The organism is Mycetocola manganoxydans, assembly GCF_003667545.1.
GTDB lineage: Bacteria > Actinomycetota > Actinomycetes > Actinomycetales > Microbacteriaceae > Mycetocola_A > Mycetocola_A manganoxydans.
Genome location: NZ_RCUV01000002.1, coordinates 136786 through 162912 on the forward strand (window position 1 = coordinate 136786; position 26127 = coordinate 162912).

Consider the following 26127-nt stretch of genomic DNA (forward strand, 5'->3'; position numbering starts at 1 on the left):
TTGTGCTTTGGGTGGCCGTCAGGCGTTGTCCCCACCGGTCTCGTCGATTGTCTCCTGGGCATCCTCCTGCGAGTGCCCCGTCCCGGCCCCACCCCAGGACCATTGGGCTACCTCGGAAATGTCCTCGCCGTGATCACGCGTGTACTGGCGGGCGCGGAGACGGGCATCCTGCATGTCCTGACGCAGGCCAGCGGAGGTCGCGGCGAGGTGCGGTACCCGGTCGATGACGTCGATCACGAGCCGGTAGCGGTCGAGGTCGTTGAGCATGACCATGTCGAACGGTGTCGTCGTCGTTCCCTCCTCTTTATACCCGCGCACGTGCAGGTTCTCGTGCCCGGTGCGTTTGTATGTCAGTCGATGGATGAGCCACGGATAGCCGTGATACGCGAAGATCACGGGCTTCCCGGTCGTGAAAATGGTGTCGTACTCGGCATCCGACAGTCCGTGCGGGTGCTCGTGTTCGCTCTGCAGTTTCATCAGGTCGACGACATTGACGACGCGCACCTTGAGCTCGGGCAGTTGCTCGCGAAGAATGGATGCCGCCGCGAGCGTCTCGAGGGTCGGTACGTCTCCTGCGCACGCGAGAACCACATCTGGTTCCGTCCCCTCTTCTTCTGTTCCCGCCCAGTCCCAGATGCCGAGGCCCCTCGTGCAGTGGGCGATGGCGTCGGGCATGCTGAGCCAGTTCGCCTGCGGCTGCTTGCCTGCGACGACGACGTTGACGTAATCGACCGACCGGAGAACGTGGTCGTAGGTCGAGAGGAGCGTGTTGGCATCCGGTGGCAGGTACACCCGGACGACGTCGGCCTTCTTGTTGACGACGTGGTCGATGAACCCGGGGTCCTGGTGACTGAACCCGTTGTGGTCCTGCCGCCAGACGTGGCTCGACAGCAGATAGTTGAGGCTCGACACCGGCAGTCGCCAGGGGATCTCGCGCGATGTTTTGAGCCACTTGGCGTGCTGGTTGAACATCGAGTCGATGATGTGGATGAATGCTTCGTAGCAGTTGAACAGGCCGTGCCTGCCGGTGAGCAGGTAACCCTCGAGCCAGCCCTGGCACTGGTGTTCGCTGAGCACTTCCATCACCCTGCCTGCGCGGGAGAGGTTCGCGTCGACCGGCAGGATGCTCGCGTTCCACTGCTTGCCCGTGTGTTCGTAGACGGCGGGGGCAAGTCGGTTGGATGCCGTTTCGTCTGGCCCGAAGATCCGAAAATTGTGCGGGTTCTCGGCGATCACGTCGGCGAGCCAGGTGCCGAGCACTTTCGTGGCCTCTGAGGTCGATGCGCCCGGCTGATCCACGTCGACGGCATAGTCGCGGAAGTCAGGAAGGTCGAGCTCGCGCCGCATCCGTCCGCCGTTGGCGTGCGGTGTGGCGCTCATCCGCAGGTCGCCGTCAGGGGCGAGGGCAGCGACGTCATCGACGAGACGCCCTTCGTCGTCGAAGAGCTCGTCCGGACGGTAGGTGCGCAACCAGTCCTCGAGAACGCGCGTGTGAGCATCCGTGTCGCGTGCGTTGGCCAGGGGAACCTGGTGTGCGCGCCACGTGTTCTCGACCGGCTGCCCGTCGATCTCGGCCGGGCAGGTCCAGCCTTTCGGGGTGCGGAGGATGATCATCGGCCAGCGCGGCCGCGTCACATCCTCGCCCGCCGCCTGCTGCTTCGCAGCGGTGCGTTTGATCGCGGCGATCTCGTCGAGAACCGCGTCGAGCGTCTCGGCCATGCGCGCGTGGACGAGCATGGGGTCTTCTCCGTCGAAACCACCCGACACGAGGTGCGGCGAGTGGCCGTAGCCGCGCATGAGGTCGAGCAGTTCCTCTTCGGGGATACGCGCGAGAACCGTCGGGTTTGCGATCTTGTAACCGTTGAGGTGCAGGATCGGCAGGACGACGCCGTCCTGCAGCGGGTCGACGAACTTGTTCGAGTGCCAGCTCGTCGCGAGCGGGCCGGTCTCTGCTTCACCGTCGCCGACGACCGCGGCGACGAGAAGGTCGGGGTTGTCGAACGCGGCACCGTAGGCATGGCTGAGGGCGTAGCCGAGTTCGCCGCCCTCGTGAATCGACCCGGGCGTCTCGGGCGCGACGTGGCTCGGGATGCCGCCGGGGAACGAGAACTGGCGGAACAACCGGCGGAGTCCCTGCTCGTCCTGGCTGACGCGCGCGTACACCTCGGAGTAGGTTCCCTCGAGGTAGGCGTTCGCGACCATGCCCGGCCCGCCGTGACCTGGCCCGGCGATGTAGAGCATCGCCTGCTCCCGCTCGCGAATCACCCGGTTGAGGTGCGCGTAGACGAAGTTGAGGCCCGGCGTTGTTCCCCAGTGCCCGAGGAGCCGGGGCTTGATGTGGTCGGCGGTGAGAGGCTCTCGCAGCAGTGGATTGTCGAGGAGGTAGATCTGCCCGATGGAGAGGTAATTCGCCGCCCGCCACCAGGCGTCGATGCGGCCAAGGGTGTCCTGATCTACCGTCGTGGGAGCCATGGCCTCATCCTAGGAAGCCCGCCGCGCTCCCGACAGCCCTTGATCGGGCTCGCCTCGAGCACGAAAACACCCGTCCCGGACGAAAACACGCGGTACGCCGAGTGTTTTCGTCCGGAACGGGTGAATCCGCCGTGAGCTAGCTTTCGATCCGTGCGGCGTTGCGCTTGCGCATCAGCACGATTCCGCCGAGCACGAGCATTAGTGCGGCGAGGAGCCAGCCGGCGATGTTGGCCCCGGTGTCGGCGAGGTCGTCAGCTCCGGTCGGGTCGGCACCGGGTTCAGCGCCCGGGTCTGACCCTGGCTCCCCCGCAGCCGCTGTCACGGTGAGGGATGCCGCTGCGACCGTCTCCCCGTCGGCGAGCGCGGCGATCTCATACGCGTCCGCTTCGGTGGAGGCAGGGATCGTGACCCGCACGGATGCCGCACCGGCGGCATCCGTCACGACCGTCGTCAGCTCGATCGGTGCGGCGACCGCGAACAGGGTGAAGCCTGCTGCGACCGGGTTGCGCAACACGAGTTCGACCTCGGTGTCCGGCTCGAAGCCGGTGAGTTGCACGCCCACGTCACCGCCGGCAACGACACTGCCCGGGGACAGCGAGATCTGCGGTTCGGTTCCGGCCACGGCGGACACCAGCTGGGCGACTCCCCAGCGGGAGGTCGACTGGTAGCCGGCTCCTGACGGGTCAGCCCAGTTGCGGATGCCGGTGCGGGCACCGTCAGCTGCATCGTTGACCTGGACGTCGAGACCGTGGAACGACCCTTCTCCGCCGTACTCGAGCAGGCTCACCGCGACCTCGACGAGGTAGCCGCCGTCTGTGCGAGTCGTGGCTGACTCGACGCGGGCCCGCTGGAACGGCTCATCACCGGTTCCGAATGACACGGCGTTGTCTGCACTGATGCGGATCTGCGTGTCGTCGTAACGGTAGGAGCCGTTCTTGACGTTGCCTGCGTCGACGTAGACCTCGACGGAGTCCTGGATCCACGGGTCGGAGCCTGAGACGTCGACCTCAGAGTCGGTGACCTCGGCGAGCAGGTAGAGCGTGTTCTCTCGCCACAGGGTCCTGAACCCAGCGGATGCTCCCGCCGTTCCCTCGACCTGTTTGCCGGTTTCGATCGTCCCGGCCTCGGCCCACACCTCGTCGACGGTGCCGTCGATCGTTGGTGCTGTTCCGGTCTCGAGAACCTCGACGTAGGAGAGCGGTTCGAGCAGGGTCAGTGTTCCGACAGCGCCCGCGGAGTTCCAGCCCGCTGCCGTCTCCCCGGTGAGGATGCGAACGTCGAACTCGACGGTGTCACCCTGCTCCGCCGCCTCGAGCGGGAGGTGAGCGACCACGGTGAAGCCGGCATCCGTCTCGGTGACGACGGCGTCGACGTCGCCGGAGCCGTCGCGGTTGACGGTCGCGGTCTCGTCGCCCCAGACGAACTCGACGGAGTCGGCCGCGTCGTCGGTCACCTCAACGAACGCGGTGAGGTGGTCGGGCTGCCAGCGCAACTGGAACTCGCCGCTCTGCTCGATCTGCTGGAGCGGGAGCTGATCCCATTGGAGTGCCGAGGTCGCGTCGTCGTCAAGAGCGACGTCACCCTGGAACACGTTGGCGGTGCGCAACCGGGCGGGCAGCTCGGCGTCGACGATGCCGTAGTACGCGGGCTTCGCGGCGAGAGCGTCGGTGAATACGAGCGGTGCACCTGAGCTGTTGCGCCAGCTGCGCCCGTCGGTCAGTCCCCACACCGTCACCGAGAAGAGTTCGTCGGCGTAGTCGCGGAAGATGCGGAACGCGTCACGGTAGAAGTAGCCCTGCTCGACGAGCTTCGCCTGGGTCACCGGGGTGCCCGTGGTGACGTCGAGTTCCGTGACAGCCTGCGTGAGCCCGAGGTCCGAGAACGTCGCGAGGGCGGTCTCGAGCGAGTCGACCGGAGTCGACAGGCTCAGGTGGAACTGGTGGCCGACGCCGTCGATCGGGACGCCGCGTTCCAGCATCCGTTCGATCAGTGCACGGTACCGGACCTGCTTTCCGCTCTGCTCGGTGTTGTAGTCGTTGATGAACAGCGTCACCGGGCGGTCGGCGCCTGCCGCGGCGTACTCGTCGTTGAAGGCTTCGTCGGCGTACTGGAACGCGAGGTCGATGAAGTCCTCTCCGAGGATGCGGAACCATTCGCTGCGACGCAGTCCGTCAGCGTTTTCGTTGCCGTCTGAGACGACCTCATTGACGACGTCGAATGCCGTGAGCGGGTTGGTGTCGCTTCCGAAGGCACCGTAGGTGTCGTACATGTGCCCGGCGACGTTGAAGATGTGCGTGCGCATGCGGTCCCGGAGGATCTGCTGGTCGGCGGCGCTCGTCGTGAGCGCGACGCCGGCGTCGTCCTGGAAGAACCACGCCGGGGTCTGGGAATGCCAGACGAGAGTGTGGCCGTAGACAGCCAGGTCGTTGTCCTCCGCGAACTGCATGAGGGTGTCGGCCTCGGGGTGAGGCGTGAATTCGCCGGCCTCGTTGTACCAGGCCTCCGGCTTCATGAAGTTTTCGGCGGTGACCTGGTTGAAGTGACGCGTGAGCAGTTCAGCGGCGTTTCCGGTGGTCTCGCGGCTGTCGATCGCTGCGCCGACCGGGAAGTCAACCGTGTCCTGGATCGGCGTGATGTCCTCGACCTCTCCCCCGGACGGAACGGTGACGGTGATGTCGTCGACGAGGAACGACGACGTGTTGCCGCCGTTGTACGCGGTTTCGAAGTAGAGCAGCGCTGAGTCGCTTTCACTCATCTGGAAGGTCTGGGTCACCTGAACCCACGCGCTGTTCGACATGCCAGGGAACTGGCCAACCGTGAGGTACGACGTCGTTTCACCCGTGGTGCTGGCGAGGCTCAGCCAGACATCGCCCGCCGTCTCACCGCCGGCGAACTTGATCCATGCCGACACTTCGTAGGTCTGACCGGGGAGCAGGATGCCGGTGACGTCGTGTCCGATTCCCTGGCCCTGCGAGGTGCGCTCGGAGACGAGTGCCGCCTGTGTGCCGCTGTGGGCGTCATCGGTCGAGATCGAGACGGATGCTTCGCCCGCCGCGTCCGCGCGGGGAACCCAGGCACCGAGACCATCCTCGAATCCGGTGTTGAGCGCCGAGAGGTCGGACTCACCAGGGTCGGTTGGATCGGTCGGGTCTGTGGGATCCGTTGGGTCGGTCGGCTCGTCCGCGCGGAGGGCGGTGATCGAGATGTCATCGACGAGGTAGCTGTACGGCGAGCTGTCGGCGGAATCGGCCGTGCCGATGTAGGCCTGCAGTGCCGAGGCATCCGCTCCGGCAGGGATCACGTACGTGCCGGTCACCGTCGTCCACGCGTCGGCCGACATCGTCGTGTTGCCGATCCAGGCGTAGTCGGGCTTCATGACGAAGCGGACATCGGCGGGCGCCGCGTCTGCATCGGCGAGCCGCGCTCGCATCGAGAAAGTGAGCGAGTCGCCGGCCGCGAGCGTGTCGAAGAACCCGGCGGGAGTCTGGATGCCGCTGAAGTCGGTCGCGCGATCGCCGACGCGAAGCACGGTGCCACCCTCGTCGTCTGCGACATAGCTGAGTGCCGGTTCACCGCTGGACTCCCACCCGCCGAGGGTGCTGTCTTCGAAGTCGGTAGTGATGAGGGTTTCCGGCTCCGCAGCTGCGGCCGGGGATGTCAGGACAGGGACCACTAGTGCTGCGGCCAACGTTCCTATGACGATTTTGCGGGACAGGGATCGTACGCTCATGACGCTCCTTTGCGTGGAAAAGCGAGACTGCATTGCGGTGCGGAACGACTGCCGTCTGCACCCGACGGATTCCCGAAACTTTCGACAACAACGTCGAAAGCGCGTGAGTTGCTCGCAGCCTATGTCGGAGTGTCTTTTGTTGTCAAGAGCCACAAACTTTCGGAAAACCCTCGAACGAGGGGTGTCCTTGCGGAGCGACGGTGGGCCGCTCGAGAGGTGTCTACTTCGCGTTTGATCGCGACGGCACCAGAGGTGATTCCTGAGCGTCGCTTGCGACCACGTCGAAGGGCGGTTCCTGAGCAGGTCGCTTGGCGACCGCGTCGAAGGGCGGTTACCCGTACAGCACGAGTTAATGGAAAAAGACTCCTCGCGCACCCGCCAGAGCCCGGTTACCCTTGCTACGTTTCCGTCCTGGGGGAGTTGGCCTGGATGGCGCCACGCGAGGAGCCAGCATCCATTCTACGACATCGTGGGGAGGTGTCGTGCGCGCGTGATCGGGTGCGGTCGGGAGCTCTCCTCAAGCGCGATAGGATAGCTGAGGTTGAAAACGTGTGAACGTTGATTCCGGCCAGGAGAATTCGCCTAGTGGCCTATGGCGCACGCTTGGAAAGCGTGTTGGGTTAACGCCCTCGGGGGTTCGAATCCCCCATTCTCCGCCACAGAAACACAGAAACGCCCACCCGAAATGGTGGGCGTTTCTGCGTCCCGGGACAGAAGCGTGTTGGGTTACCGCGCACCGTCCATTCGGAGCTCGAATCCCCCATTCTCCGCCACAGAAACAGAGAAACGCCCACCCGAAACGGTGGGCGTTTCTGCGTCCCGGGGAACATCCGCCCGCGCTTCAGTTGTCACAAACACGCCGCAAAACCCCGAATAGCGTGCGTTAGCGACAAGTGAACGCACCCCGTGGCATCCGCCCGGCCTCAGTTGTCACAAATGCGCGCAAGAGCGCCGAATAGCGGGCGTTAGCGACAATTGAGCGAGCCCCGTGGCATCCGAGATGTTTCTCACCCATGCGGGTGGTCCCCCAATAGGTGGCTATGCGCGACCCTATTCATGCACCAGAATGAAGTCCGAGGCGGGGGCGCAACGTGACGAGTATGACCGAAGACAAAGTGATGGTGTCCGTTCGCGTTCGCCAGGGGCTCCTTGCCCAGGGCATCGCGGCGGTGCTTGCGCTGAGCGTGCCGGTGTTGCTGGCGCTGTACTGGCTGACCATCCCGAGCGGAAGCTGGGTGTGGGTCGCCGTGGCGCATGCCTTCGTAATCGCCTTCCTGGTCTACTCGATCATCCGTTATCTGCGTGTACGCGTCACCGTGACGCCGACCCATCTGGTCGAACACCGGTTCTTCTGGGGAACCACGCGGGTCCCCTTCGAAGACATCGACCGCGTCGTGATGCTCGAGATGCATCGCACCATGGCGTCGCAGTCCCGGTTGCAGATGTTTGTGCTCGATGCCTCCGGCCAGCCGCTGGTGCGGATGCGCGGCGAATACTGGTCACGCAACGGCATCAACCGCATCGCTTCGCACCTCACCATGGCTCCGATCGAGCACATCGATCACCCGGTCACGCTCGATGAGCTGCAGGCGACGCGACCCGAGATGCTCTACTGGTTCGAGCGTCGACCGCGCCGGATGCCCTAGGGAAGCTTCCTGCCCAGCGTCACCCCACCGGCATCCGCTGCCAGCTCGGTGAAACCCACCCGTTTGTAGAACGCCTGAGCGTTCGTATTGGCGGTCCCGACGACGAGGTGCAGACCACGGATGCCCCGCTCGGCAAGCGACGCGGCAAGCGTCTCGATCAGCGAGCGGCCGAAACCCTGCCCCTGCGCCTCCGGCAACAGGTCGATGTGCAGGTGGGCCGGGTACTCATCGACGGCGGGGATGAGCATCCGGTTCGGGTTCGCGACGGACGCGAGCAACTCCTTGTCTGGCCCGTCGGCGTCATACCGCGTTGCCGCTCGAGGCCACCAGCCGGTGTTGAACCAGTCAGCGAACGCGCGGGTGTCAGCGGTTCCGATGATGTACCCCACCGCCCGCTCACCGTTGTCGACGACGAACGCGAGCTCGGGCTCCCTGTCCACGTACGGCAGGGCGTAGATGTCAGGGAGGAGGCCGTCAGATGAGTGCAGCCCCGTGGCATCCTGCCCGCTGTCACCGGTTCGTACGCAGATGTCAGCGATCGCAGGGCGGTCGGCGGGCGTGTACGGGCGAATGCGCATCATCCGGCCGAGTTTACGCACGTCGTCGCATTTCTGACGGAGTGCCCGTTTCGAACCGCTGAGGTTGTGGCCGCTGGGTTCAGGTTGACCTGTGTGCCCCTTCTAGGCTGGGGCCATGACCTGGCACCCCGCGACGCTCGAAGAGTACCTGCTGCGCTGGCGGTTGACACCCACCGGCAGCGCGTTCTCCACGCCGTCGTCGCACCTGCAGCCGGTCCTCCGCGGCGGGGAGCCCGCGATGCTCAAGGTCGCCCGGATCGACGAGGAAGCGAACGGATGCCGCCTGCTGGCCGGGCAACGGCGCCGCTCGCGTGCTCGAGCTCGATGAGCACGCCGCGGTCATCGAGCAGGGCGGCGCGTCGCTCGTGCCGGGTTCGGCGGAGGATGACGACCGGGCCACGCGTACCCTCTGCGGTGTCGCGGCGACGCTGCACGCGGCATCCGACCGGGCCTTTTCTGAGCGGCCGCACGGACTGATTCCCCTCGACGTCTGGTTTCGGGCGCTGTTCGCGCGTGCTGAGAGGGGCGGCCCATACGCCCGCGGTGCCGATCTCGCCCGGCGGCTGATCGCTCGCGGCGGCCACACGGTGGTGCTCCATGGCGACCTGCACCACGGCAATGTGCTCGATTTCGGCGCGCGCGGGTGGCTCGCGATCGACCCGAAGTACCTCATCGGCGACCGGGTTTTCGATTACACGAACATCCTTTGCAATCCTGACCCGGTGCTCGCTGAATCCCGGTTCGACCGACGGGTTGAGCTCATCTCCCAGCTCGCTGGGATCCCCGAGCGGGAGCTTCTGGAGTGGATCGTCGCGTGGACAGCGCTGAGCGCGAGCTGGTTCGCCGACGACGGCCGCGACGACGACGAGCGGCGGATTCTGCGGATCGGCGCGCTCGCCGAGGCGCGGCTGTCCATCGGGTGAGGGCGGTTGTGGGCCGAGGGTAGGAAAAAGTGCCGGGAAAAGGATGAGGTGAGCGACAGCATCCTTTTCCCGGCACTATGTCCTTGTCTCAGCGCGACGTCCCGGCGAGGCTCCGCCCTCCCCCGCTAACGCCGCCGACGAGTGCCGAAGATTCCCTCGACAACCCCGGTCAGGATCGTTTTGGTCGCCCGGGAGCCGAGCACCTCTTCGAGCACCGTCTTCTGCTTGCGAGTATTGGTGCGTCTCGCGGTGCCCTGCGTTTTGCGGAGCAGCCGCTCGTATTCGGCATCCGCCTTCTTTTGTGCGGCGGCCTGGGCCTTGTCCATCGCCGCTTTCTGCCTGGCGTATTCGGCTTCGGCCTTAGCCCGCTCGAGCGCCTGTTCCTCGGCGGCAGCGGCCTGGTTCGCCGCCTCCATCTTCGCCGCGAGGATCTCGCGCGCCGACTCACGATCGACCGCCGTGCCGTATTTGGGCAGCAAAGCGGATGCCGCGACCGCGTCGTCGATAGCGGCATCCGGAGACGGTGACATCAGTCCCCGGGGAGCGCGCAGACGGGTCCAGACGACGGGTGCCGGGGCGCCCTTTTCGTTCATCACCGTCACGATCGCTTCGCCGGTTCCGAGCATGGTGAGGGTGTCTTCGAGGTCGTAGCCGGAGTTGGGGTAGGTGGACACCGTCGCACGGAGAGCTTTTGCGTCGTCGGGAGTGAATGCGCGCAACTGGTGCTGCACGCGGGAGCCGAGCTGGGCGAGCACGTCGCCGGGAACGTCCTTCGGCGTCTGCGTGACGAAGAAGATGCCGACTCCCTTGGAGCGGATGAGCCGCACCGTCTGGATGATCTGCGCGAGGAAGTCCTTCGACGCATCCCTGAACAGAAGATGGGCCTCGTCGAAGAAGAACACGAGCTTGGGTTTGTCGAGGTCGCCGACCTCGGGGAGATCGTTGAACAGGTCGGCGAGCAGCCACATGAGGAACGTCGAGTAGAGGGCGGGCTTGTCCTGCACGCCGGGGACCTCGAGCAGGCTGATGATGCCGCGGCCGTCTGTCGTGGTGCGGAGGAACTCGGCGGTGTCGATCTCGGGCTCACCGAAAAACACATCAGCGCCCTGGTCGGCGAACGTGATGAGCTCGCGGAGGATGACACCGACTGTTGCGCTGGAGAGACCGCCGAGCTCCTTGAGTTCGGCCTTACCTTCGTCGCTGATCAGGAAACTGAGCACCGCGCGCAGGTCGGTGAGATCGAGAAGCGGAAGCCCGGCCCGGTCGGCGTAGTGGAAGACGAGGCCCAGGCTGGACTCCTGCGTGTCGTTGAGCCCGAGGACCTTGCTCAGGAGGATCGGCCCGAAACCCGCGATCGTGGCGCGGATCGGCACCCCCTTGCCGATGCCTCCGAGCGAGAAGTACTCGAGCGGGAACGCCTCTGGCGTCCACTCCTGCCCGATCCCCCGCGTGCGTTTCAGGAGCTTCTCGTTGCCGTCGCCTGGCACCGCCATCCCGGAGAGGTCGCCCTTGATGTCGGCGGCGAACACCGAGACACCGTGGGTGCTCAACTGCTCGGCGAGCACCTGCAGGGTGCGGGTCTTGCCGGTTCCGGTCGCGCCGGCGACGAGCCCGTGCCGGTTCGTCATCGCGAGCGGGATGCGAACCTGCACATCGGACTGCGGGTCACCGTTGACGAGTGCGCCCATCTCGAGCGCGGGTCCGTCAAAGGTGTAACCAACTCGAATCGTCTCGATTTCGGTGGCGTCGAGGGGGCCGGATGCTGCGGGTACGGCGGTCGCTGCTGGCTCCGGTACCGACGCGGCGGCCTCTGCCACTGGCGCTGCTCCTGCCGTTCCTGCCGTGGTTGGCGCTGCGGGCGCTACCACCTCCGGCACCGACGCGGCCTCTGCCGCATGGGCGACTTCTGCCGCGGTCTGCGTGGAATCCGCCGCCGCCGAGGCGCTTGCGGTCTCCGCCTGCTCGGCCGATTCGCCGGCGGCTACGGCGCTCGATTCTGCGGCTGATCGGGCGCTCAAGAGCGCGTCGGCTGCAGCCCGTGCGGCCGCGTCACCTGCATCAGCATCGTGTGCCGCAGCAGCCTCGGGCGCCGGGGTCGCGGGCGCCGCAGCATCAGGTGCCGGGTGTGCCGCAGCGTCGGGGGCCGGGGGCGCCGCAGCGTCGGGTGCCGGGGTCGCGGCAGTCACCTCGGGTGAAACAGCAGCCGCTTGAGCCGAGACAGCAGCAGCTTCATGAGCAGGAGCATCTGTCTGCCGCACGGCGGCATCTTCGAAGGACCGCATGCCTGCCGCGGTAGCGGCCGCAGCAGCGTCGGCCGCACCAGCAGGCACTTCAGGCGCAGGAACATCTGCCTGCTGCACGGCGGCAGCGTCGGAAGACCGCATGGCTGCCGCGGTCGTCGCCGCTGCAGCTTCTTCCGCCGATTCCCGCGCGGCCACAGCGGTGGAGTCTGCCGCGGCTTTCGCGGTGGCGGTCGCGTCGGCGGCGGCGGTCGCCGCGGCATCCGTTGACCGGTTCTTCGCTGCTGTCGCTGCGTTCGCGGCTGAACGGGCTGCGGTGGTCGCGGCCTCACCGTCGGCGGTCGCTTTCTCGGCCGTCGCCTGCGCTTGAGCTTCGGCATGGGCCTTGGCTGCTGCGGCGGCATCCTCGAGTCGCTGCAGGGCGGCGGCCGCTGCGGCCTGCGCTTGCTCAGCAGCTGCCGCGAGCGCGGCCGCTTCGGCCCGCGCGGCGGCAAGTGGATCGGTCGGGTCAGCAGCATCGCTCATGCGTCGAGCCTATCCACCTGCCGTTGCGGGCGGCCGGTGCTTGCGCGGGAGCTCGATTCGCGTGGTGGCCGTGACTAACGTCGGAAAAACCCGACACACGGCCCCAGATCGGGCACGTCGAGCCCTCATTGGCCCGAAACTCCGAAGTTGCACACACCCCAACCCGCGCCCCCGGACACTTCGGGAGGAAAAACGTGGGGTTCATCCACCCATAGGGCCCGGACCCCGCGATTTTCCTCCCGAAGCACAACGCACGCACGCGCACGAGCACGCACGCACGCGCACGAGCAGAGCTTCAGCGGGGCAGAGCCGTCCGCTCCAGGAACTCGTTCACGAACACACGCGACGGGTCGAGCCGGGCTGCAAGTGCACGGAAGTCGCCGAGCCGCGGGTAGACCCGCTCGAGCGACTGCGGGTCGGGCGTGAACACCTTGCCCCAGTGCGGCCGCGCGCTGAACGGGGCAAGGGCAGCCTCGAGCGTCGGCAGCAACGCCTCGACCTGGGCCTGCTCCTTGAGCCAGGTGAAGTGGAGTCCGACGGCATCCGTCTCGTATGCCCCACTCAGCCACAGCGTGTCCGCAGCAAACGTCCGGATCTCGCAAACCTGCAGCAGCGGCGCGATTTGGTCGGCGAGCGCCCGCACCGCGCGCAACGCGTCGATGGCGTGAGCTCGGGGAACGAGGAACTCGGACTGCAGCTCTTCACCGTTCGAGGGCGTGAAGTCGAGCCGGAAGTGCGGCAACCGATCCAGCCATGCACCCGCAACACCCATCTGCGGCGTGCAATTGATGGCGGAGATACCGGGAAGCGGATGCCGGTCGGCCGGCGCCGCGACCGCACCGAACAACTCCGAAGGGGCAGCGACATCCACCCCCGCACGTCGCTTCAGCCACACCTGGTCGAGAACATCCGGATTCCGCCACGTGGTGAACATCGACACGCTGTAGGCAGCACCGGTGATGGCGTCGAGGTTCTCCTCGACGGCTGCGAACGGGAGTCCCTCGAACACGGACTGCTCGATGTCGAACGTCGGCACGATGTCGAGGGTCACGCGCGTGACGATCCCGAGCGCGCCGAGGCTGACGACGGCACCGTCGAAGTCGGGGTCGCCGCGCCGCAACTCGAGCACGTCGCCAGACGCGAGCACGATCTCGAGCCCCGCAACCGACGCCGCGAGCGAGGGCACCGCATTGCCTGATCCGTGAGTACCCGTCGCGATGGCCCCACCGACAGAGATGTGCGGAAGCGACGCGAGGTTCGGCAGCGCCCACCCTGCAGCCTGCAGGTCGGTGGCGAGGTCACCGTAACGGATGCCGGCACCCACCGTCACGGTGCGATCCTCCGTCGAGAGAACGGGCGCGAAGCGCAGCAGCTCGGTCGAGATCACGAGGTCGGCCGAGTCGGCGATCGGGTTGAACGAGTGGCGGGTTCCGAGTGCCCGCACCGCCGTCGCGCCCGATAGCAACGCGCGCACGGCGTCGACGCTCGCCGGAGCTTCGATGCGCGTCGCGCCGTACGCGTAGTTGCCAGACCAGTTGGTGCCGAGAACCGATGTCACAATTGCCTTTCATGCGCCGGGGCGCGAGGAGTTCAGGGAAATCTCGCACGGGCGGCGAGGGCAGCCGGGCGGCGAACCACCCCGCACTCAGGTCGTCGGCAGCCAGACTCGCATCCCACCCGGGCCTCGATTGCCCCAGCGGTAGTACGGCACCAGTGCCACATCCATTGTGTCCACGAGTGTAGTCGCGCCTCCGGTTCGCACCGGGTACAGCCCTGCCCGCACGGGCTCGAGTTGCGCCAGCCGCACCCGCAGCTTCGGCGAACCGGATCCGGTGCCGTCGACGGTGACACCGGCATCCGCGTCGATTCGTACGTCCTCGATAACGACGCCGTCCGGCAGGTCGGGCTGCTCGAGCGCGTAGACGATCGGTCCGCGCGTGACGACGACGCACCCGCGCACGGCGTCGATGTGCGGGTGCGGTTCGCGCACGACGGCGGGCATGTCGAGCGTGAGGTCGATCGAGCGGATGCTCCCGCCCGGCACGCGCAGGTACCCATCGGTCACCGGCAGATCGGCGGCGGTTCCATCCACGGTGAGCGCGAACGACGAGGCCCATGCGGGCACGCGCAGGGCGACCTCGTGCGCGAAGGGCGCGTCGAAATCGATGCGGATCGCGCCGTCGAACGGGTAGTCCGTCGTGATGGTGGCCGTGGCATCCGGGAGGGTGATGCGACCGGACTCGTACAGGTGCAGTTGGAGTGCGCCGTCGCGGATCGTGGCGGCGTAGGAGTGCAGCGACGCGACCAGTCGGGCGAGGTTCGGTGGGCAGCAGGCACAGTCGTACCAGGGCACCCGTCTGGCGGGAGCCTGCTCGTGCTCGCCGTCACGATGGGTGCGCACCTGCAGCGGGTTGGAGTAGAAGAAGTTGCAGCCATCCGGGGTCGTCGAAGTGGCGACAGCGTTGTACAGGGCGCGTTCCATCTCGTCGGCGAAGCGTCCCTCCCCGGTGATGAGGAGCATCCGCCAGTTGAACATCACACTCGAGATCGCCGCGCAGGTTTCGGCATAGGCGCGGTCCGGTGGCAGCTCGAACGGGTCGCCGAACGCCTCGTCGCGGTGGCGCGACCCGAGCCCGCCGGTGACGTACATCTTGCTCGAGTGGATGTCGGCCCAGATCCGTTCGAGCGCTTCGAGCAGGGCGTCGTCACCGTTCTCGACGTAGGCGTCGGCAACGCCCGCAGCGAGGTACAGCTGGCGTACCGAGTGCCCGGTCGCGCCGTCCACCTCACGCACGGGGGCGTGGTCCTGGAAGTAGCCGTAGCCGAACCGGTCTGGCCCGACGAGCTGGTTCCCACGCAGGTCGATCATGCGCTGGGCGAGGTCGAGCCAGCGCTTTTCCCCCGTCAACCGGTACACCTCGACGAGCGCGGTCTCGACCTCGGGGTGACCGTCGACGGCATCCGTCCCCCCAGCGCCGAGGCGCTCGTCGACGAGGGTCGCGAACCGGAGTCCGATCTCGAGGATGTCGCGTCGACCGGTCGTGCGCACCCACGCGACGCCCGCCTGCAGCAGGTGGCCGAGGCAATAGAGTTCGTGGCCCCAGCGGAGGTCGGTCAGTTTCTCCCCCGGCCGCGCGACCTGGAAGTGCGAGTCGAGGTAGCCGTCCTCCTCCTGCGCCGCCTGCAGCAGTGCGACGGTGTCGTCGACGAATCCCGTGAGCGCATCGACGTCGCCGCGCCCGGCCTCCCAGCCGATCGCTTCGAGCACCTTGAACACGTCCGAGTCCGCGAACTGGAACCCGACGAACTCACCTTGCTTCTGCCCCGCGGCGATCCGCAGGTTGTCGAGGGTTCCGGATGCTTCCAGCTGGGCAACACAGTGCGCCAGCGTCGCCTGCGCGTTCGTCTCCTGCCAGGCAGCGAGCATCCCGTTCCCGGTGAAGGCGACGGCATCGAACGGCAACGGGTCGAGTGTCGTGCGTTCGGACGTGCGTGGTGCGACAGGGCCGGCGATCGGCATGGTGCTCCTTCGTTTACAACGTTGTATAGGTGCCAGTCTGGGCGGTCGGGTCGGCCGCTGTCAACCGGTGGGACCGGCGGGCGGGTCCACGCGCCGCGTTTTCACCCACTGAGGACGGATTCACCCGGCGTACCGCGTGCATTGGTCCGCAACGCGTGAATTGGCGGAGCATCCGCCTCGCCGGAGCCACCTCCGACAGCAACGGGACCGGAGCCCTTTACGACCGCACAAGCACCGGCGCGGCGAGCGCCCAAGCTCGCACGAGGTCCGTGCGCACCGTGACCCCGGAACCCGGGCCGTCAGGGACCCGCAACCGCCCGTCGACGAGCACGAACGGTTCGGTGAGGTCCTCGGCGTAGTAGCGATCCGACGCGCTCGTGTCTCCCGGCAGCGTGAACCCGGGCAGTGCGGCGAGCGCAACGTTCATCGCTCTGCCGATACCTGTCTCGAGCATCCCGCCACACCAAACGGGGATGCCGCGCTCCACGCACGCGTCATGGATCGCGACCGCGGGCAGGTACCCGCCGACCCGTCCGGGCTTGATGTTGACGATCGAGGTCGCACCACGCTCGATCGCGTCGATCGCGACCCCGACCGACACGATCGACTCGTCGAGGCAGACGGGCGTCTCGATGGCGGCGGCGAGGGCGACGTGGGACGCGATGTCCTCCTCGTCGAACGGTTGCTCGATCAGGAGCAGGTTCGCCGGGTCGAGTTCACCGAGGTGCGGGATGTCTCTCCGCGAATACGCGGTGTTCGCGTCGACCTGCAGCGCGGCGTCCGGCCCGATTCGCTCGCGCACCCGGCGAACGGGTTCGAGATCCCAGCCGGGTTTGATCTTGAGTTTGATGCGCCGGTACCCGGCATCCACATACCCCTGGACCTCATCGAGCAGGTCATCGATCGAGGTGCTGATGCCGACCGAGACACCGCAGTCGACCTCGGTGCGGACGGCCCCGAGATACCGGGCGAAGCTCGTTCCGGATGCTCTCAGCTCGGCGTCGAGGACGGCCGCCTCGAGCGCCGCTTTCGCCATGCGGTGTCCGACGACCGGAGTGAACAGTGCGGCGAGCGAGCCGGCGCTGACGTCCGCCGCACGAAACAGCAGCGGCGCGAGATGGTGTTCGATCACCTGGACGCAGCCGTCGACGTACTCGGAGCTGTAACTCGGTGACGACCCGGCGACGCACTCGCCCCACCCCTCCCCCGTATCACTTACGAGGTGCACGAGCAGAACGTCGCGTGCGGTCTCGCGACCGAAGCTCGTTTCGAACGGCCGCACGAGGGGCATCCCGACGCGGTGGAGGGTGATCGACTCGACCTTCATGGGCGAAACCCTAGCCGCGGTACTGCGACATCTCCAGTGCGAGGAGCCCCGGTTCTGCCTGCCGCGCGCGCTCGGCAGCGCCATCATCGATGACGTTCCTGGCCGCGAGGTCGTCGAGCGCACGCTCCAGATCCGCGCGGATCGAGCGCCGCTCGTTCTCGGGAAGTTTGTTGAACTCCCGAGTGGCCGGCTCGACAAACTCGGATGCTTTCGCCTCGGCCGCGCGGGACCGGCCCAGCGCGACGACGACCAGCGAGACCAGCCCGAGCGCCGTCGTCGCCAGCACCACCGCGAGCCACAGGTCCCCCAAGGGAACCATGCGCCGTTCCTCTTCACTCGCCAGGACTCCGACCGAACTCAGCCCGCCGAGCGCGAGAACCACGCCGCCGTAGCCGAGCAGAAAACCGCTGGAGTGACGGCCGCGAATCATCCAGCGGACGAGCAGGACCGCGAGAAAAACGAAGGCGAGCCCGAAAAAGAAGGCGGCGACCGGCAGTCGGTAGGTCCAGTCGAGGTCCGCGCTCAGCTGCACCAGCCTCTCCGAAAAGAGGATCGCGTACGCCAGGACCGGGGCGCCCACGAGCGCCACCGCCCAGATGATGGTCGGAACCAGAACGAGTCTGTTGGTCGTCTGGTGACGGCGGCCCCCGTTGTACCGCCCACTCCGATCGAGTTCCGCGCGAATTCTCGGGTAGGAACTGACCGCCGCGATCTCCATCGCCCGCCAGTCGACGGTGTCGCCGGGCTGGTATCCGGACGCCCACGTCGTGGCGTCGGTATCGTCGGCGATCGGATGCGGCAGGTCCGGGAGATCAGGAGAAGTCACGAGAGGAATCCTCCCACGCTCCCGCTGAGCGCGTCGGCCAACTTACCGCCCGCCGTCAACCGGACGGTTCCGCTGCGCAATTCCCGCGGCGCCGTACGGATAGTCGTCCAGTTCGGGCGCACTGGCATCGGTCAGCCGCTGGAGTTCCTCTGCGCTGAGGGCCAGGTCCACCGCGCCGAGGTTGTCGGTGAGCTGCTCGATCGTGCGCGCTCCAAGGATCACCGAGGTCATCGCCGGTTGCGCACCCAGCCACGCGAGCGACACCTGCGAGGCCGACGCGGAGTGGGCATCCGCGATCTCGGCTACCGCATCGAGAACCCGCCACGTGCGCTCGTTCGCGTTGCGTGCTTCCCACGCCTCCATGCCGCGCTTCGGGTTTTCGCCCAGCCGGGTCGATCCGGTCGGCGGCACGTCGCGCTCGTACTTTCCGCTGAGCCAGCCGCCGGCGAGCGGCGACCACGGCAAGAGCCCGATGCCCGCGTCGAGCGCTGCGGGCACGATCTCGTGTTCGATGTCACGCACGAGGAGGTTGTACTGCGGCTGCAGCGTCACCGGTGCTGTGAAAGAAGAAGCGGATGCCACGGCGACGGCCTTGGTCAGCTGCCAGCCGAGGTAGTTGGAGAAACCGTAATAGGAGATCTTGCCCGCGGTCACCGCGTCGTCGAGAAAACGGAGGGTCTCGTCGATCGGTGTGAGGGCATCCCACGCGTGCATCTGGTACAGGTCGATGTGGTCCACACCAAGACGGGCGAGGGAGGCATCGAGCGCTGAACGGAGGTGGCGCCGCGACAGTCCGACATCGTTCGGGCCATCACCCATCGGGAAACGGCCCTTCGTCGCGAGCACGATCGACGCAGCTTCGGTGGGGTGGTCGGCAAGCCAGCGCCCGATGATCTCCTCGGAGACGCCTGCGCTGTAGACATCGGCGGTGTCGACGAAAGTGCCGCCTGCCTCGACGAACGTGGTGAGAATTTCACCGGATGTCGCTTCGTCGGCTTCAGCGCCGAACGTCATGGTTCCGAGAGCGTGGGCAGAGACGACCGCGCCGGAGCGGCCAAGTGTGCGGTATTCCATGGGGGTCCCTTCGATGAGCGTCTGACACTACCCGCCGGCATTAACCGAGGTGAAGGGGGTTGCGGGTCAGCGGAAGACGTAGCCGCCGTCGACGAAGTCGACCGCGAGTCCCTCGTCGAAGGCCGGGCCGAAGACCGCGCGGGAAGCATCGCGGAATTCGGCTGCGGCACGGGCATCGGCCAGGCGGAGCGCCTCGAAATCGGGATGCAACTCGAAGCGGATGCCGTGCGCGCTGGCGCTCGGGCGTGGCGCGGGAGACACAGCACCCGCGCCGCGCTGAGAGACCCGCGTGAGCGCCAGGTCGATCGCCGCGGCGACGTCTGGCGAATTCAGTTGCCAGCTCACCTCGAACCGGTCGCTGTGGTCCGACCCGGTGATCTCATCATCGAGCCGGCCGTAGAAGTCAGGCAGGTACGCACGCACCGTCGCGCCGAGCTTTCCCAGATTGAGGTGGGCATTGCGGCGGATGAGCGGGTCGTACGTCCACCGCACCTCACTCACGCCGTGCTCGAGGGCGACCGCCCGCTGCTCGAGCTTGAGCGCGAACCCGACCCCGCCCCTGGCATCCGGGGTCACAGCGGCGACGTGGGAGTGCACGTGCACGCCGTCATCCCAGCCGAGGACACCCACGAGGGCACCGATGGTACTTCCGTCGCGCTCGGCGAGCAGGACGGTGTTGCCTGCGTGCGCGATCGCCTGGACGAACGACGGGTCGGCGCCGGAGCCGCGTCCCCAGGTCTCGTCGAGCAGGCGGCCGATCTCCGCGTAGTCCTCCAGCCGCGTCGCAGAACGGATGCCTGCTGCGCACGCGGCAGCAGCGGCATCCGCCTGGTCGCGTGGCGAGTTCACGCCACCGGTTCCCTGCTGTCCGGGACAACAGCGGATTTCTTCCGCACCGGTTCGCCCGAGATGCGAGACGCGAACGGAGCCCAGAGAATGAGCACGACGCCTGCGCCGAGGAGCGCCCCACCGATGGTGTCCGTGAGCCAGTGCACACCGAGGTAGGTGCGGGAGAACATCATCAGCGCAACCCAGAGGAACCCGGCGACCCACACCCAGACCCGAGGGAAGATGATGCCAAGAGCGACCGCCATGGTGGCCGCGTTCGCCGCGTGTCCGGAGGGGAACGAGCCGAAGTCGCTCATGACGAGCATGTCCTCGGGGCGCTCACGGCCCACAAGCGATTTGATCAGCTGGGCCACGCCGACGCTCACGAGGGACACGACGGCGAAGAACAGCGCCGACCACGGGCGCTTGATCAGCAGCAGGATGATGACGATGAGGATCGGAAGGATGTACGTGCCGAAGATCCCACCGCCGAGCCAGTTCATCCCGTACGACATCCATTCGAGGAACGGCAGCCGGTCGTCGTCGAAGACCTCTTCACTCCACTCGGAGTCGAGCGCGAACGGCAGCGTGTTCCCGCGCTGCACGATGAGGAAGGCGAGGAGGATGCCGAGGAGGATCGCGACTCCCCCGGAGATGTACGGCCAGCGATGAGTGACCCGTTTGGCGGCTGGGTCGGCCTGGTGTTGAGACATTTCTCCATAATGCCCCGAGGTCCGAAAAAGCAGCACTTTGATGGCGGGGGTTGCGCATGTTGCGACCGGTTCCGAAACGTGTCAAGCCCATCGTGTCGACACAGGGTTCGACGCATACTGATGCAGCGCAGTGACCCGCTGCGCGTCGCCAGCTGCCCCCCGAGCGAAAACTCTCGAGACAAGGAAGTTTTGTGATGATCGACACCAGCAGCATCGACAGCGTGATCGGCTCGACGGCCTACGACTCCAGCGGGGACAAGATCGGCAAAGTCGGTCAGGTCTATGTCGATCCCGATGATGGGCGGGCCCTCTGGGCGAGCGTCAATACCGGGTTCTTTGGGACCTCTGAATCCTTCGTTCCCCTGGAGGATGCGTCCCTCGGCACCGACGGTCTTCGGGTCGGCTACGAGAAGGATTTCGTGAAGGACGCCCCGCGCGTCGATGTGGACGGCGAGCTCAGCCCCGCCGACCAGGACGCGCTCTACGAGTACTACGGAATGACCGGAACCGGCAGCTACACCAGCGGGGGAACCGGCGGGGGCACAGACACCACCCGCACGGAGGCGAGCCACACCGACACCGACCGCTCCGGCGGCGTGGGTGGACCCGGTCAGGACACTTCCGGCCCGAACACCGATTCGGCGATGACCCGCTCGGAGGAACAACTCAACGTCGGCACACAGAAGGTGCAGACCGGCAAGGCCCGTCTGCGCAAGTACGTCGTCACCGAGCAACAGAATGTGACGGTTCCGGTGCAGCGCGAAGAGGTTCGTCTCGAGCGCGAGCCGATCACCGACGCAAACGTCGGCGACGCACTGTCAGGCCCCGATCTCAGTGACGAGGAGCACGAAGTCACCCTGACCGAGGAGCGGGTCGTGGTCGACAAGGAGACGGTCCCGGTGGAGCGGGTTCGGCTCGACAAGGAAACCGTGACCGAACAGCAGAACGTGACCGAGGACGTGCGCCACGAGGAGATCGAACTCGACGGCGACGCAACGACACGAGGCACCGACCGGCTCTGACCCGAGGAGCCCAGCGAGAGGGCAGTTCGGTGGCACCGGCTCACGGCCGGTGCCGAACTGCCCTCTCTGTGCTGTCGAAGGCACGTGTTCAGCGAACGACCGGCCACCCGTCGACCCAGCCGAGCGTCGCGAGCCCGAGCCGGAACATCCCATCCAGTTCCTCATCGTAAAAGTGATAGGCGAGGATGCCGTCACCCACCGACTGCCCGCCTGGCCCGATCCGCGACCCGTCGGTTTCAAGCACCGGGCTGCCGCCGTCTTCGGTGAGCGGGACACCGTCGGCGTCGACGTAGGGCCCTGTGAGCTCCTTCGATCTGCCGACAGCGATGTTGTAGGTGCTGTCGACGCCCTGGCAGCAGGAGTCCCGCGAGAAGAAGAGGTAGTAGTACCCGTCGTGCGGCAGGATGTACGGCGCTTCGATCGCGTTGGGCGGCGACTGCCGGTCGGCGAGCAGAATCGGTTCGTCCGTTGAGACCGGCATTCCTCCGGGCCACGCGAGTTCGACCATCCGTAGCCCGCTCCAGAACGACCCGAAGCTCATCCACGGTGTTCCGTCGGCGTCTTGGACGATGCCGGGGTCGATCGCGTTGAAGTCCGTCCCGGTCGAGGAGAGAACCGTTCCCCGGTCCACCCATTCGTAACCGGCGGCATCCGGGTCGAGCGTCGTGTTGGTCGCGAGCGCGATGATCGACGCGTTGCTTCCGAAGGTCGACGCCGAGTAGTAGAGGTACCAGGTGCCGTCGTGCTCGTACAGCTCGGGCGCCCAGAGGTTGTCGACGCCTGGCACCGCTTCTTCGAGCCAGGCCGGTTTCTCCGGCCACACCTCGCCCGCGTACTCCCAGTCGACACCATCGTCTGAGCGCCGGATCTGAATGTTGCCGTCGCCGACCTGCCCGTTGCCGGTCGAGTAGATGAACCACGGCTCACCCTCGGCCCCTCGGACAAGCGCTGGGTCGTGCGTGTCGGTGCTGCCGGTTGGTTCGGGCAACGCTGGGGATTCCTGCGCGACCGACGCGGAGCATCCGCTGAGCGCGATCGCGACGGCCACCGTCAGCGTCGCGGCGCGAAACGGCAGTTTCGCACCCGAACGGCGCCTCTTCGAGGGTTGTGGGTGCGAAACTGCCATGTCGTCGACCTAGCCCAGGCCCAGGGCGGACCAGGACACCGGCGGCAGCGTCACGGTCAGGATGCCATCGGCCAGGGTCGCGCCCGAGAGGTCGCGGAGTCCGACCCGGTTCTGGTCCTCGAGCGTGTTCTTGGCGTACACGTCGTCGTCGTGGAGGGTGACGGCTTCGGTGATGGTGGATGCCTCGAGTCCGGAGACGTCGATCGACACCTCGATCGACTCGGTCTGGCTGCGGTTCACGAGGAACACAGCGCTCGAACCGGTCTCGGCGTCAGCCGTTGCGACCGCGTCCACGAGGGGCGCATCGCCGTGGACCTTTGTCGCGTAGGTGCCGACGTCGATCCGGGGGCGCAGCACTTCGCCGCGGGCGAGGCGTGACGTGACGGAGAACGGGAAGAAGGTGGTCTGGCGCCAGACCGCTCCACCGGGCTCAGTCATGATGGGCGCGATCACGTTCACGAGCTGCGCGAGCGATGCGGAGCCGACGCGGTCGTGGTTCTTGAGGAGCGTGATGAGAAGGTTGCCGAGCACGACGGCATCCGCCACCGAGTAGACGTCTTCGAGCTGGCGGGGGGCGAACTCCCAGCCCTCGTTGACCTCGTCTGAGGCCTGGTGCTCGTCGAGGTACCAGATGTTCCACTCGTCGAACGAGAGCTGGATCTTCTTCTTGCTGCGCAGCTTGTTGCCGACGTGGTCAGCTGTCGCGACGACGGTTTCGATGAAGTACTGCATCTCGAGTGACGAGGCGAGGTACGAGTCGAGGTCGCCGCCGCGCTCCTGGTAGTAGGCGTGGCAGGAGATGTAGTCGACGTGCTCGTAGCTGTGCTCGAGAACCGTGCGCTCCCAGTCGCCGAACGTCGGCATGGCCGATCCGCTCGAACCACAGACGACGAGTTCGAGGTTCTTGTCAGCGGCCTTCATCGCCTGGGCGGTGCGCGCGGCGATCTTGCCGTAGTCGTCAGCGGTCATGTACCCGGTCTGCCACGGGCCGTCCATCTCGTTGCCGAGGCACCACATGCGGATGTCATACGGCTCGGTTGCCCCGTTGGCGATGCGCTTCTCACTCAGAGCGGTCCCCGAGGGGTGGTTGGTGTACTCGAGCAGGTCGAGCGCTGCTTCGATTCCCCGCGTGCCGAGGTTCACCGCCATCATCAGTTCGGAGCCGGTCAGCTTGCACCACCGGGCGAATTCGTCGGTGCCGACCTGGTTCGATTCGAGAGCGTGCCACGCGAGGTCGCGCCGCACCGGACGGTCCTCGCGCGGGCCGACGCCGTCTTCCCAGCGGTAGCCGGAGACGAAGTTTCCGCCGGGGTACCTGATCGTCGTCGACCCGAGTTCCTTCACGAGCTCGATGACGTCGAGGCGGAAACCATCCTCGTTCGCCGTCGGGTGCCCCGGCTCGTAGATGCCGTCGTAGACGCAGCGTCCGAGGTGCTCGACGAACGAGCCGAAGATCCGGCGGTTGATGGGAGCAACGACTGCTGTGCGGTCGATGGCGATTGTTGCGGTGGTCACGCGGGTATTCCTTCTCTCTGGTGGTGCAGCGGCGAACTCACGACGCGAGCTGCCGGGTGAACAGGGTTGTCGGCTACCGTAGCCCCGATCTCCGGGCGACCCGCAGGGGCGAGCCGCGCGAGGCGGGTGTCTATGATCCAGCCGGCCACGAACAGGGGCACGGATGCTCCGACGAGCGGAACGAGGACGCCGAACGCCATCAGCGCGTAGGCGAGCACGCCCAGGCTGACGATCAGCGACACGCTCATACCCGGTGAGACGAGGGGCAATACGATCGCGTACCGCCAGGTCGCCCGCGCGGATGCCCGGTAGCGACTGCAAATCGAGACCGCGGCGAACGCGGCGAGGGCGGTGAGCAGGGTGGAGGTGAGGAACACCGCGAAAAGCACGGCGGCGAGCGGGTCGCCGGAGGCTGCGAGGGTCTGGAAAGCCACGAGGTCGACCGCGATGAGGAGCGTCGCGAGAGTGAACGGGATCGAGACGACGGCGAGGTGCCGGAACTGGCTGCGGTAGGCGATGACGAAGTCGCGCACGATCGAGTCCGGTGGGACTCCTGCGCGCAGGCGGGCGGCGACGATGGAGGTGGCGACCGCTGCCGGAAAGAGCCCGAACACGATGAGCCCGGCGAGCGTTCCCGCGATGAAGAGGAGGTTGAGCACGACGAGGGCGAGAGCGAATCGCAGCCAGGCCATGACCCGGCCGGCCCAGCCGATTCCGGCGTCACTCATGGCGGCCGGCGGTTCCCTGCCAGGCGACACCATCGGAGTCGAGTCCGGCAAACGAGAGCCCTGGACGCCCTGCGGCCCAGTTCCACGAGGCGAACACGACGGCATCGAGTTCGGTCGCGCCGACCGAGAGCCGGACCCGCTCGGGCTCGCCCGAGACCAGGAGGTCCGGGCTCGCTGGGACCGACACCGGAAGTGGGACGGCGTCGATGATGTCCGTCGATGCCGGGTCGAGGCGCAGCACGCTCCAGACGCCGTCGACAGGGACGGGTCCGGGAAGCGACTCGAGCTCGCGCCCCGCGAACGGTTGCGGCGAGACGACCGGCCAGCCGGCATCCGTGAAGAAGACACGACGCAACTGGACGACGTGCTGGGTCGGGTCGTCGGCGAAGCGCACGTGGTGCACCATGAAGTACTCGTCACCGTTCTCGCCGGGCTCGGTCAGGATCGAATTGTGCCCGGGCGCAAGCCAGCCGGTGTCACCGTCGAAACGGTAGCTCCCGAGGATCTTGGTGCCGATCGACGTAGGGTCTGCGTCGAGGTCGGTGAGGTCGCGGCCGTTGACGTCGAGGTACGGCCCGGTGATCTCCACCGCGACCGCGACGCGAACGTGATAGGTCGAGAACAGCGAGTCGTACGAGACAAACAGCACGAACCGGTCTTCGTCGGCGCGGTACACGACATACGCGCCCTCGATCGCGGTGTCGACCGATTTCGGCCGACGTGCGATGACCGTCCCCAGGTCGCCCGGTGTCGCGGCGAACCCGGTCACGGCATCGAGCCGGAGCGTGTGGATGCCCGAGAAGAACGACCCATAGGTCAGCCACGGGGCGCCATCGCGGTCGAAGGTGACGGCAGCGTCGATCGCGTTCTGCGTCGTCTCTCCCTTCTTCGTCGCAACGACGATTCCGCGGTCTTCCCAGGGGCCGGCGAGGTCGGATGCCACGGCGAGGCCGATCGCGGACGTGTTCGACCCGAAGGTCGACGCGGAGTAATACATGTGCCAGCGTGCGTCGTCGCCCGGCCAGCGCACGACCTCCGGTGCCCAGAGCCCGGGCGCACCGGTCCAGTCGAACGCCTCGGCGGGGACGCCGTCGAGTGCGGTGCCCGCGTAGGTCCAGGTGACGAGGTCGCGGGAGGTGCGCACGTGAACACCGGAGGGGATCTCGGTGGCGTTGGCGACAGCATCCGTCGAGAACATGTACCAGGCGCCGTCGTCGCCCCTGACGACGGTGGGGTCGTGGGCGTGGCGCGCACCCCATGCGGAGGAGTCGCCGGTGGGAGCCGGAATCAGGCGTTCAGGCACGGCGGAGACACTCGAGTCGAGGATCGACATG

General features: G+C 66.8%; 19 protein-coding genes, 1 tRNA gene and 1 other RNA gene. 5 read left to right on the top strand and 16 right to left on the bottom strand.

Annotation, left to right across the window (positions count from 1 at the left end; all coding sequences use genetic code 11):
* Window positions 1–18 precede the first annotated feature (18 nt).
* The 3 genes from D9V29_RS01955 to ffs form a co-directional block, all read right to left on the bottom strand.
* Window positions 19–2472, bottom strand: a complete 2454-nt coding sequence (locus D9V29_RS01955) for a phosphoketolase family protein (RefSeq protein ID WP_121671638.1) — start codon at window positions 2470–2472, stop codon at window positions 19–21.
* Between the two features lie 136 nt (window positions 2473–2608).
* Window positions 2609–6202 (bottom strand): endo-1,4-beta-xylanase, encoded by a 3594-nt coding sequence (locus tag D9V29_RS01960; RefSeq protein WP_183084886.1) that lies wholly within the window; start codon window positions 6200–6202, stop codon window positions 2609–2611.
* Between the two features lie 355 nt (window positions 6203–6557).
* An RNA gene (ffs, locus tag D9V29_RS01965) (signal recognition particle sRNA small type) lies at window positions 6558–6654 on the bottom strand.
* Between the two features lie 119 nt (window positions 6655–6773).
* Between ffs and D9V29_RS01970 the strand changes: the two genes are divergently transcribed.
* Window positions 6774–6861 (top strand) — tRNA-Ser (locus tag D9V29_RS01970).
* Between the two features lie 441 nt (window positions 6862–7302).
* The gene (locus tag D9V29_RS01975; RefSeq protein WP_121671640.1) at window positions 7303–7848 is read left to right on the top strand and encodes a hypothetical protein; all 546 of its coding nucleotides are present in this window, start codon (window positions 7303–7305) and stop codon (window positions 7846–7848) included.
* On the opposite strand, the gene D9V29_RS01980 is transcribed toward D9V29_RS01975, so the two are convergent.
* Window positions 7845–8429: a GNAT family N-acetyltransferase gene (locus D9V29_RS01980; RefSeq protein WP_121671641.1), complete on the bottom strand. Its 585-nt coding sequence runs from the start codon at window positions 8427–8429 to the stop codon at window positions 7845–7847. The genes D9V29_RS01975 and D9V29_RS01980 overlap by 4 nt on opposite strands.
* Before the next feature lie 112 nt (window positions 8430–8541).
* On the opposite strand from D9V29_RS01980, the gene D9V29_RS15195 reads away from it, so the two are divergent.
* Both D9V29_RS15195 and D9V29_RS01985 read left to right on the top strand, forming a co-directional pair.
* Window positions 8542–8754 (top strand): aminoglycoside phosphotransferase family protein, encoded by a 213-nt coding sequence (locus tag D9V29_RS15195; RefSeq protein ID WP_220699912.1) that lies wholly within the window; start codon window positions 8542–8544, stop codon window positions 8752–8754.
* Complete coding sequence (locus tag D9V29_RS01985; RefSeq protein WP_220699913.1) at window positions 8738–9349, top strand: aminoglycoside phosphotransferase family protein; 612 nt, start codon at window positions 8738–8740, stop codon at window positions 9347–9349. The genes D9V29_RS15195 and D9V29_RS01985 overlap by 17 nt, the downstream gene beginning before the upstream one ends.
* A 125-nt stretch (window positions 9350–9474) precedes the next feature.
* On the opposite strand, the gene D9V29_RS01990 is transcribed toward D9V29_RS01985, so the two are convergent.
* The 8 genes from D9V29_RS01990 to D9V29_RS02025 form a co-directional block, all read right to left on the bottom strand.
* Window positions 9475–11367, bottom strand: coding sequence for a helicase HerA-like domain-containing protein (locus D9V29_RS01990; RefSeq protein WP_229790414.1), 1893 nt, complete (start codon window positions 11365–11367; stop codon window positions 9475–9477).
* 1042 nt (window positions 11368–12409) lie between these two features.
* Complete coding sequence (locus D9V29_RS01995; protein ID WP_121671642.1) at window positions 12410–13672, bottom strand: D-arabinono-1,4-lactone oxidase; 1263 nt, start codon at window positions 13670–13672, stop codon at window positions 12410–12412.
* 87 nt (window positions 13673–13759) lie between these two features.
* Window positions 13760–15634: a glycoside hydrolase family 127 protein gene (locus D9V29_RS02000; RefSeq protein ID WP_121671643.1), complete on the bottom strand. Its 1875-nt coding sequence runs from the start codon at window positions 15632–15634 to the stop codon at window positions 13760–13762.
* A 217-nt stretch (window positions 15635–15851) separates the two neighbouring features.
* Window positions 15852–16961 carry an o-succinylbenzoate synthase gene (gene menC / locus D9V29_RS02005; protein WP_121671644.1) on the bottom strand — a complete coding sequence of 370 codons (1110 nt, stop codon included), beginning with the start codon at window positions 16959–16961 and terminating at the stop codon, window positions 15852–15854.
* 10 nt (window positions 16962–16971) lie between these two features.
* Window positions 16972–17787 (bottom strand): hypothetical protein, encoded by an 816-nt coding sequence (locus D9V29_RS02010; RefSeq protein WP_121671645.1) that lies wholly within the window; start codon window positions 17785–17787, stop codon window positions 16972–16974.
* Window positions 17788–17829: 42 nt separating this feature from the next.
* The gene (locus D9V29_RS02015; RefSeq protein WP_121671646.1) at window positions 17830–18861 is read right to left on the bottom strand and encodes an aldo/keto reductase; all 1032 of its coding nucleotides are present in this window, start codon (window positions 18859–18861) and stop codon (window positions 17830–17832) included.
* A gap of 66 nt (window positions 18862–18927) precedes the next feature.
* Window positions 18928–19710, bottom strand: coding sequence for a GNAT family N-acetyltransferase (locus D9V29_RS02020; protein WP_121671647.1), 783 nt, complete (start codon window positions 19708–19710; stop codon window positions 18928–18930).
* Entirely contained in the window at window positions 19707–20402 is a 696-nt protein-coding gene (locus tag D9V29_RS02025; protein WP_121671648.1) for a phosphatase PAP2 family protein, read from the bottom strand. The genes D9V29_RS02020 and D9V29_RS02025 overlap by 4 nt, the downstream gene beginning before the upstream one ends.
* Window positions 20403–20596: 194 nt before the next feature.
* Here D9V29_RS02025 and D9V29_RS02030 point away from each other — a divergent pair, with 194 nt between their 5' ends.
* Window positions 20597–21424 carry a DUF2382 domain-containing protein gene (locus tag D9V29_RS02030; protein WP_121671649.1) on the top strand — a complete coding sequence of 276 codons (828 nt, stop codon included), beginning with the start codon at window positions 20597–20599 and terminating at the stop codon, window positions 21422–21424.
* An 88-nt stretch (window positions 21425–21512) separates the two neighbouring features.
* Here the strand turns inward: D9V29_RS02030 and D9V29_RS02035 are convergent, their stop codons facing one another.
* From D9V29_RS02035 to D9V29_RS02050, 4 genes are read right to left on the bottom strand one after another with little or no spacing between them, the layout of a single operon-like run.
* Window positions 21513–22550 (bottom strand): arabinan endo-1,5-alpha-L-arabinosidase, encoded by a 1038-nt coding sequence (locus tag D9V29_RS02035; protein ID WP_121671650.1) that lies wholly within the window; start codon window positions 22548–22550, stop codon window positions 21513–21515.
* 9 nt (window positions 22551–22559) lie between these two features.
* Window positions 22560–24065, bottom strand: a complete 1506-nt coding sequence (arfA, locus tag D9V29_RS02040) for an arabinosylfuranosidase ArfA (RefSeq protein WP_121671651.1) — start codon at window positions 24063–24065, stop codon at window positions 22560–22562.
* Window positions 24062–24793: a YesL family protein gene (locus D9V29_RS02045; protein ID WP_183084887.1), complete on the bottom strand. Its 732-nt coding sequence runs from the start codon at window positions 24791–24793 to the stop codon at window positions 24062–24064. Before D9V29_RS02045 ends, arfA begins: the two co-directional genes overlap by 4 nt.
* A complete protein-coding gene (locus D9V29_RS02050) occupies window positions 24786–26126 on the bottom strand; it encodes an arabinan endo-1,5-alpha-L-arabinosidase (protein WP_121671653.1) in 1341 nt (446 codons plus the stop codon). The genes D9V29_RS02045 and D9V29_RS02050 overlap by 8 nt, the downstream gene beginning before the upstream one ends.
* Window position 26127: the final 1 nt, after the last annotated feature.

Excerpts from the sequence above, each read along its gene's own strand:
- D9V29_RS01955 (WP_121671638.1), bottom strand. The coding sequence starts at position 2,472 with ATGGCTCCCACGACGGTAGATCAGGACACCCTTGGCCGCATCGACGCC.
- D9V29_RS01960 (WP_183084886.1), bottom strand. The coding sequence starts at position 6,202 with ATGAGCGTACGATCCCTGTCCCGCAAAATCGTCATAGGAACGTTGGCC.
- D9V29_RS01975 (WP_121671640.1), top strand. The coding sequence starts at position 7,303 with ATGACCGAAGACAAAGTGATGGTGTCCGTTCGCGTTCGCCAGGGGCTC.
- D9V29_RS01980 (WP_121671641.1), bottom strand. The coding sequence starts at position 8,429 with ATGATGCGCATTCGCCCGTACACGCCCGCCGACCGCCCTGCGATCGCT.
- D9V29_RS15195 (WP_220699912.1), top strand. The coding sequence starts at position 8,542 with ATGACCTGGCACCCCGCGACGCTCGAAGAGTACCTGCTGCGCTGGCGG.
- D9V29_RS02000 (WP_121671643.1), bottom strand. The coding sequence starts at position 15,634 with ATGCCGATCGCCGGCCCTGTCGCACCACGCACGTCCGAACGCACGACA.
- menC (WP_121671644.1), bottom strand. The coding sequence starts at position 16,961 with ATGAAGGTCGAGTCGATCACCCTCCACCGCGTCGGGATGCCCCTCGTG.
- D9V29_RS02015 (WP_121671646.1), bottom strand. The coding sequence starts at position 18,861 with ATGGAATACCGCACACTTGGCCGCTCCGGCGCGGTCGTCTCTGCCCAC.
- D9V29_RS02025 (WP_121671648.1), bottom strand. The coding sequence starts at position 20,402 with ATGTCTCAACACCAGGCCGACCCAGCCGCCAAACGGGTCACTCATCGC.
- D9V29_RS02030 (WP_121671649.1), top strand. The coding sequence starts at position 20,597 with ATGATCGACACCAGCAGCATCGACAGCGTGATCGGCTCGACGGCCTAC.
- D9V29_RS02035 (WP_121671650.1), bottom strand. The coding sequence starts at position 22,550 with ATGGCAGTTTCGCACCCACAACCCTCGAAGAGGCGCCGTTCGGGTGCG.
- D9V29_RS02045 (WP_183084887.1), bottom strand. The coding sequence starts at position 24,793 with ATGAGTGACGCCGGAATCGGCTGGGCCGGCCGGGTCATGGCCTGGCTG.
- D9V29_RS02050 (WP_121671653.1), bottom strand. The coding sequence starts at position 26,126 with ATGTCGATCCTCGACTCGAGTGTCTCCGCCGTGCCTGAACGCCTGATT.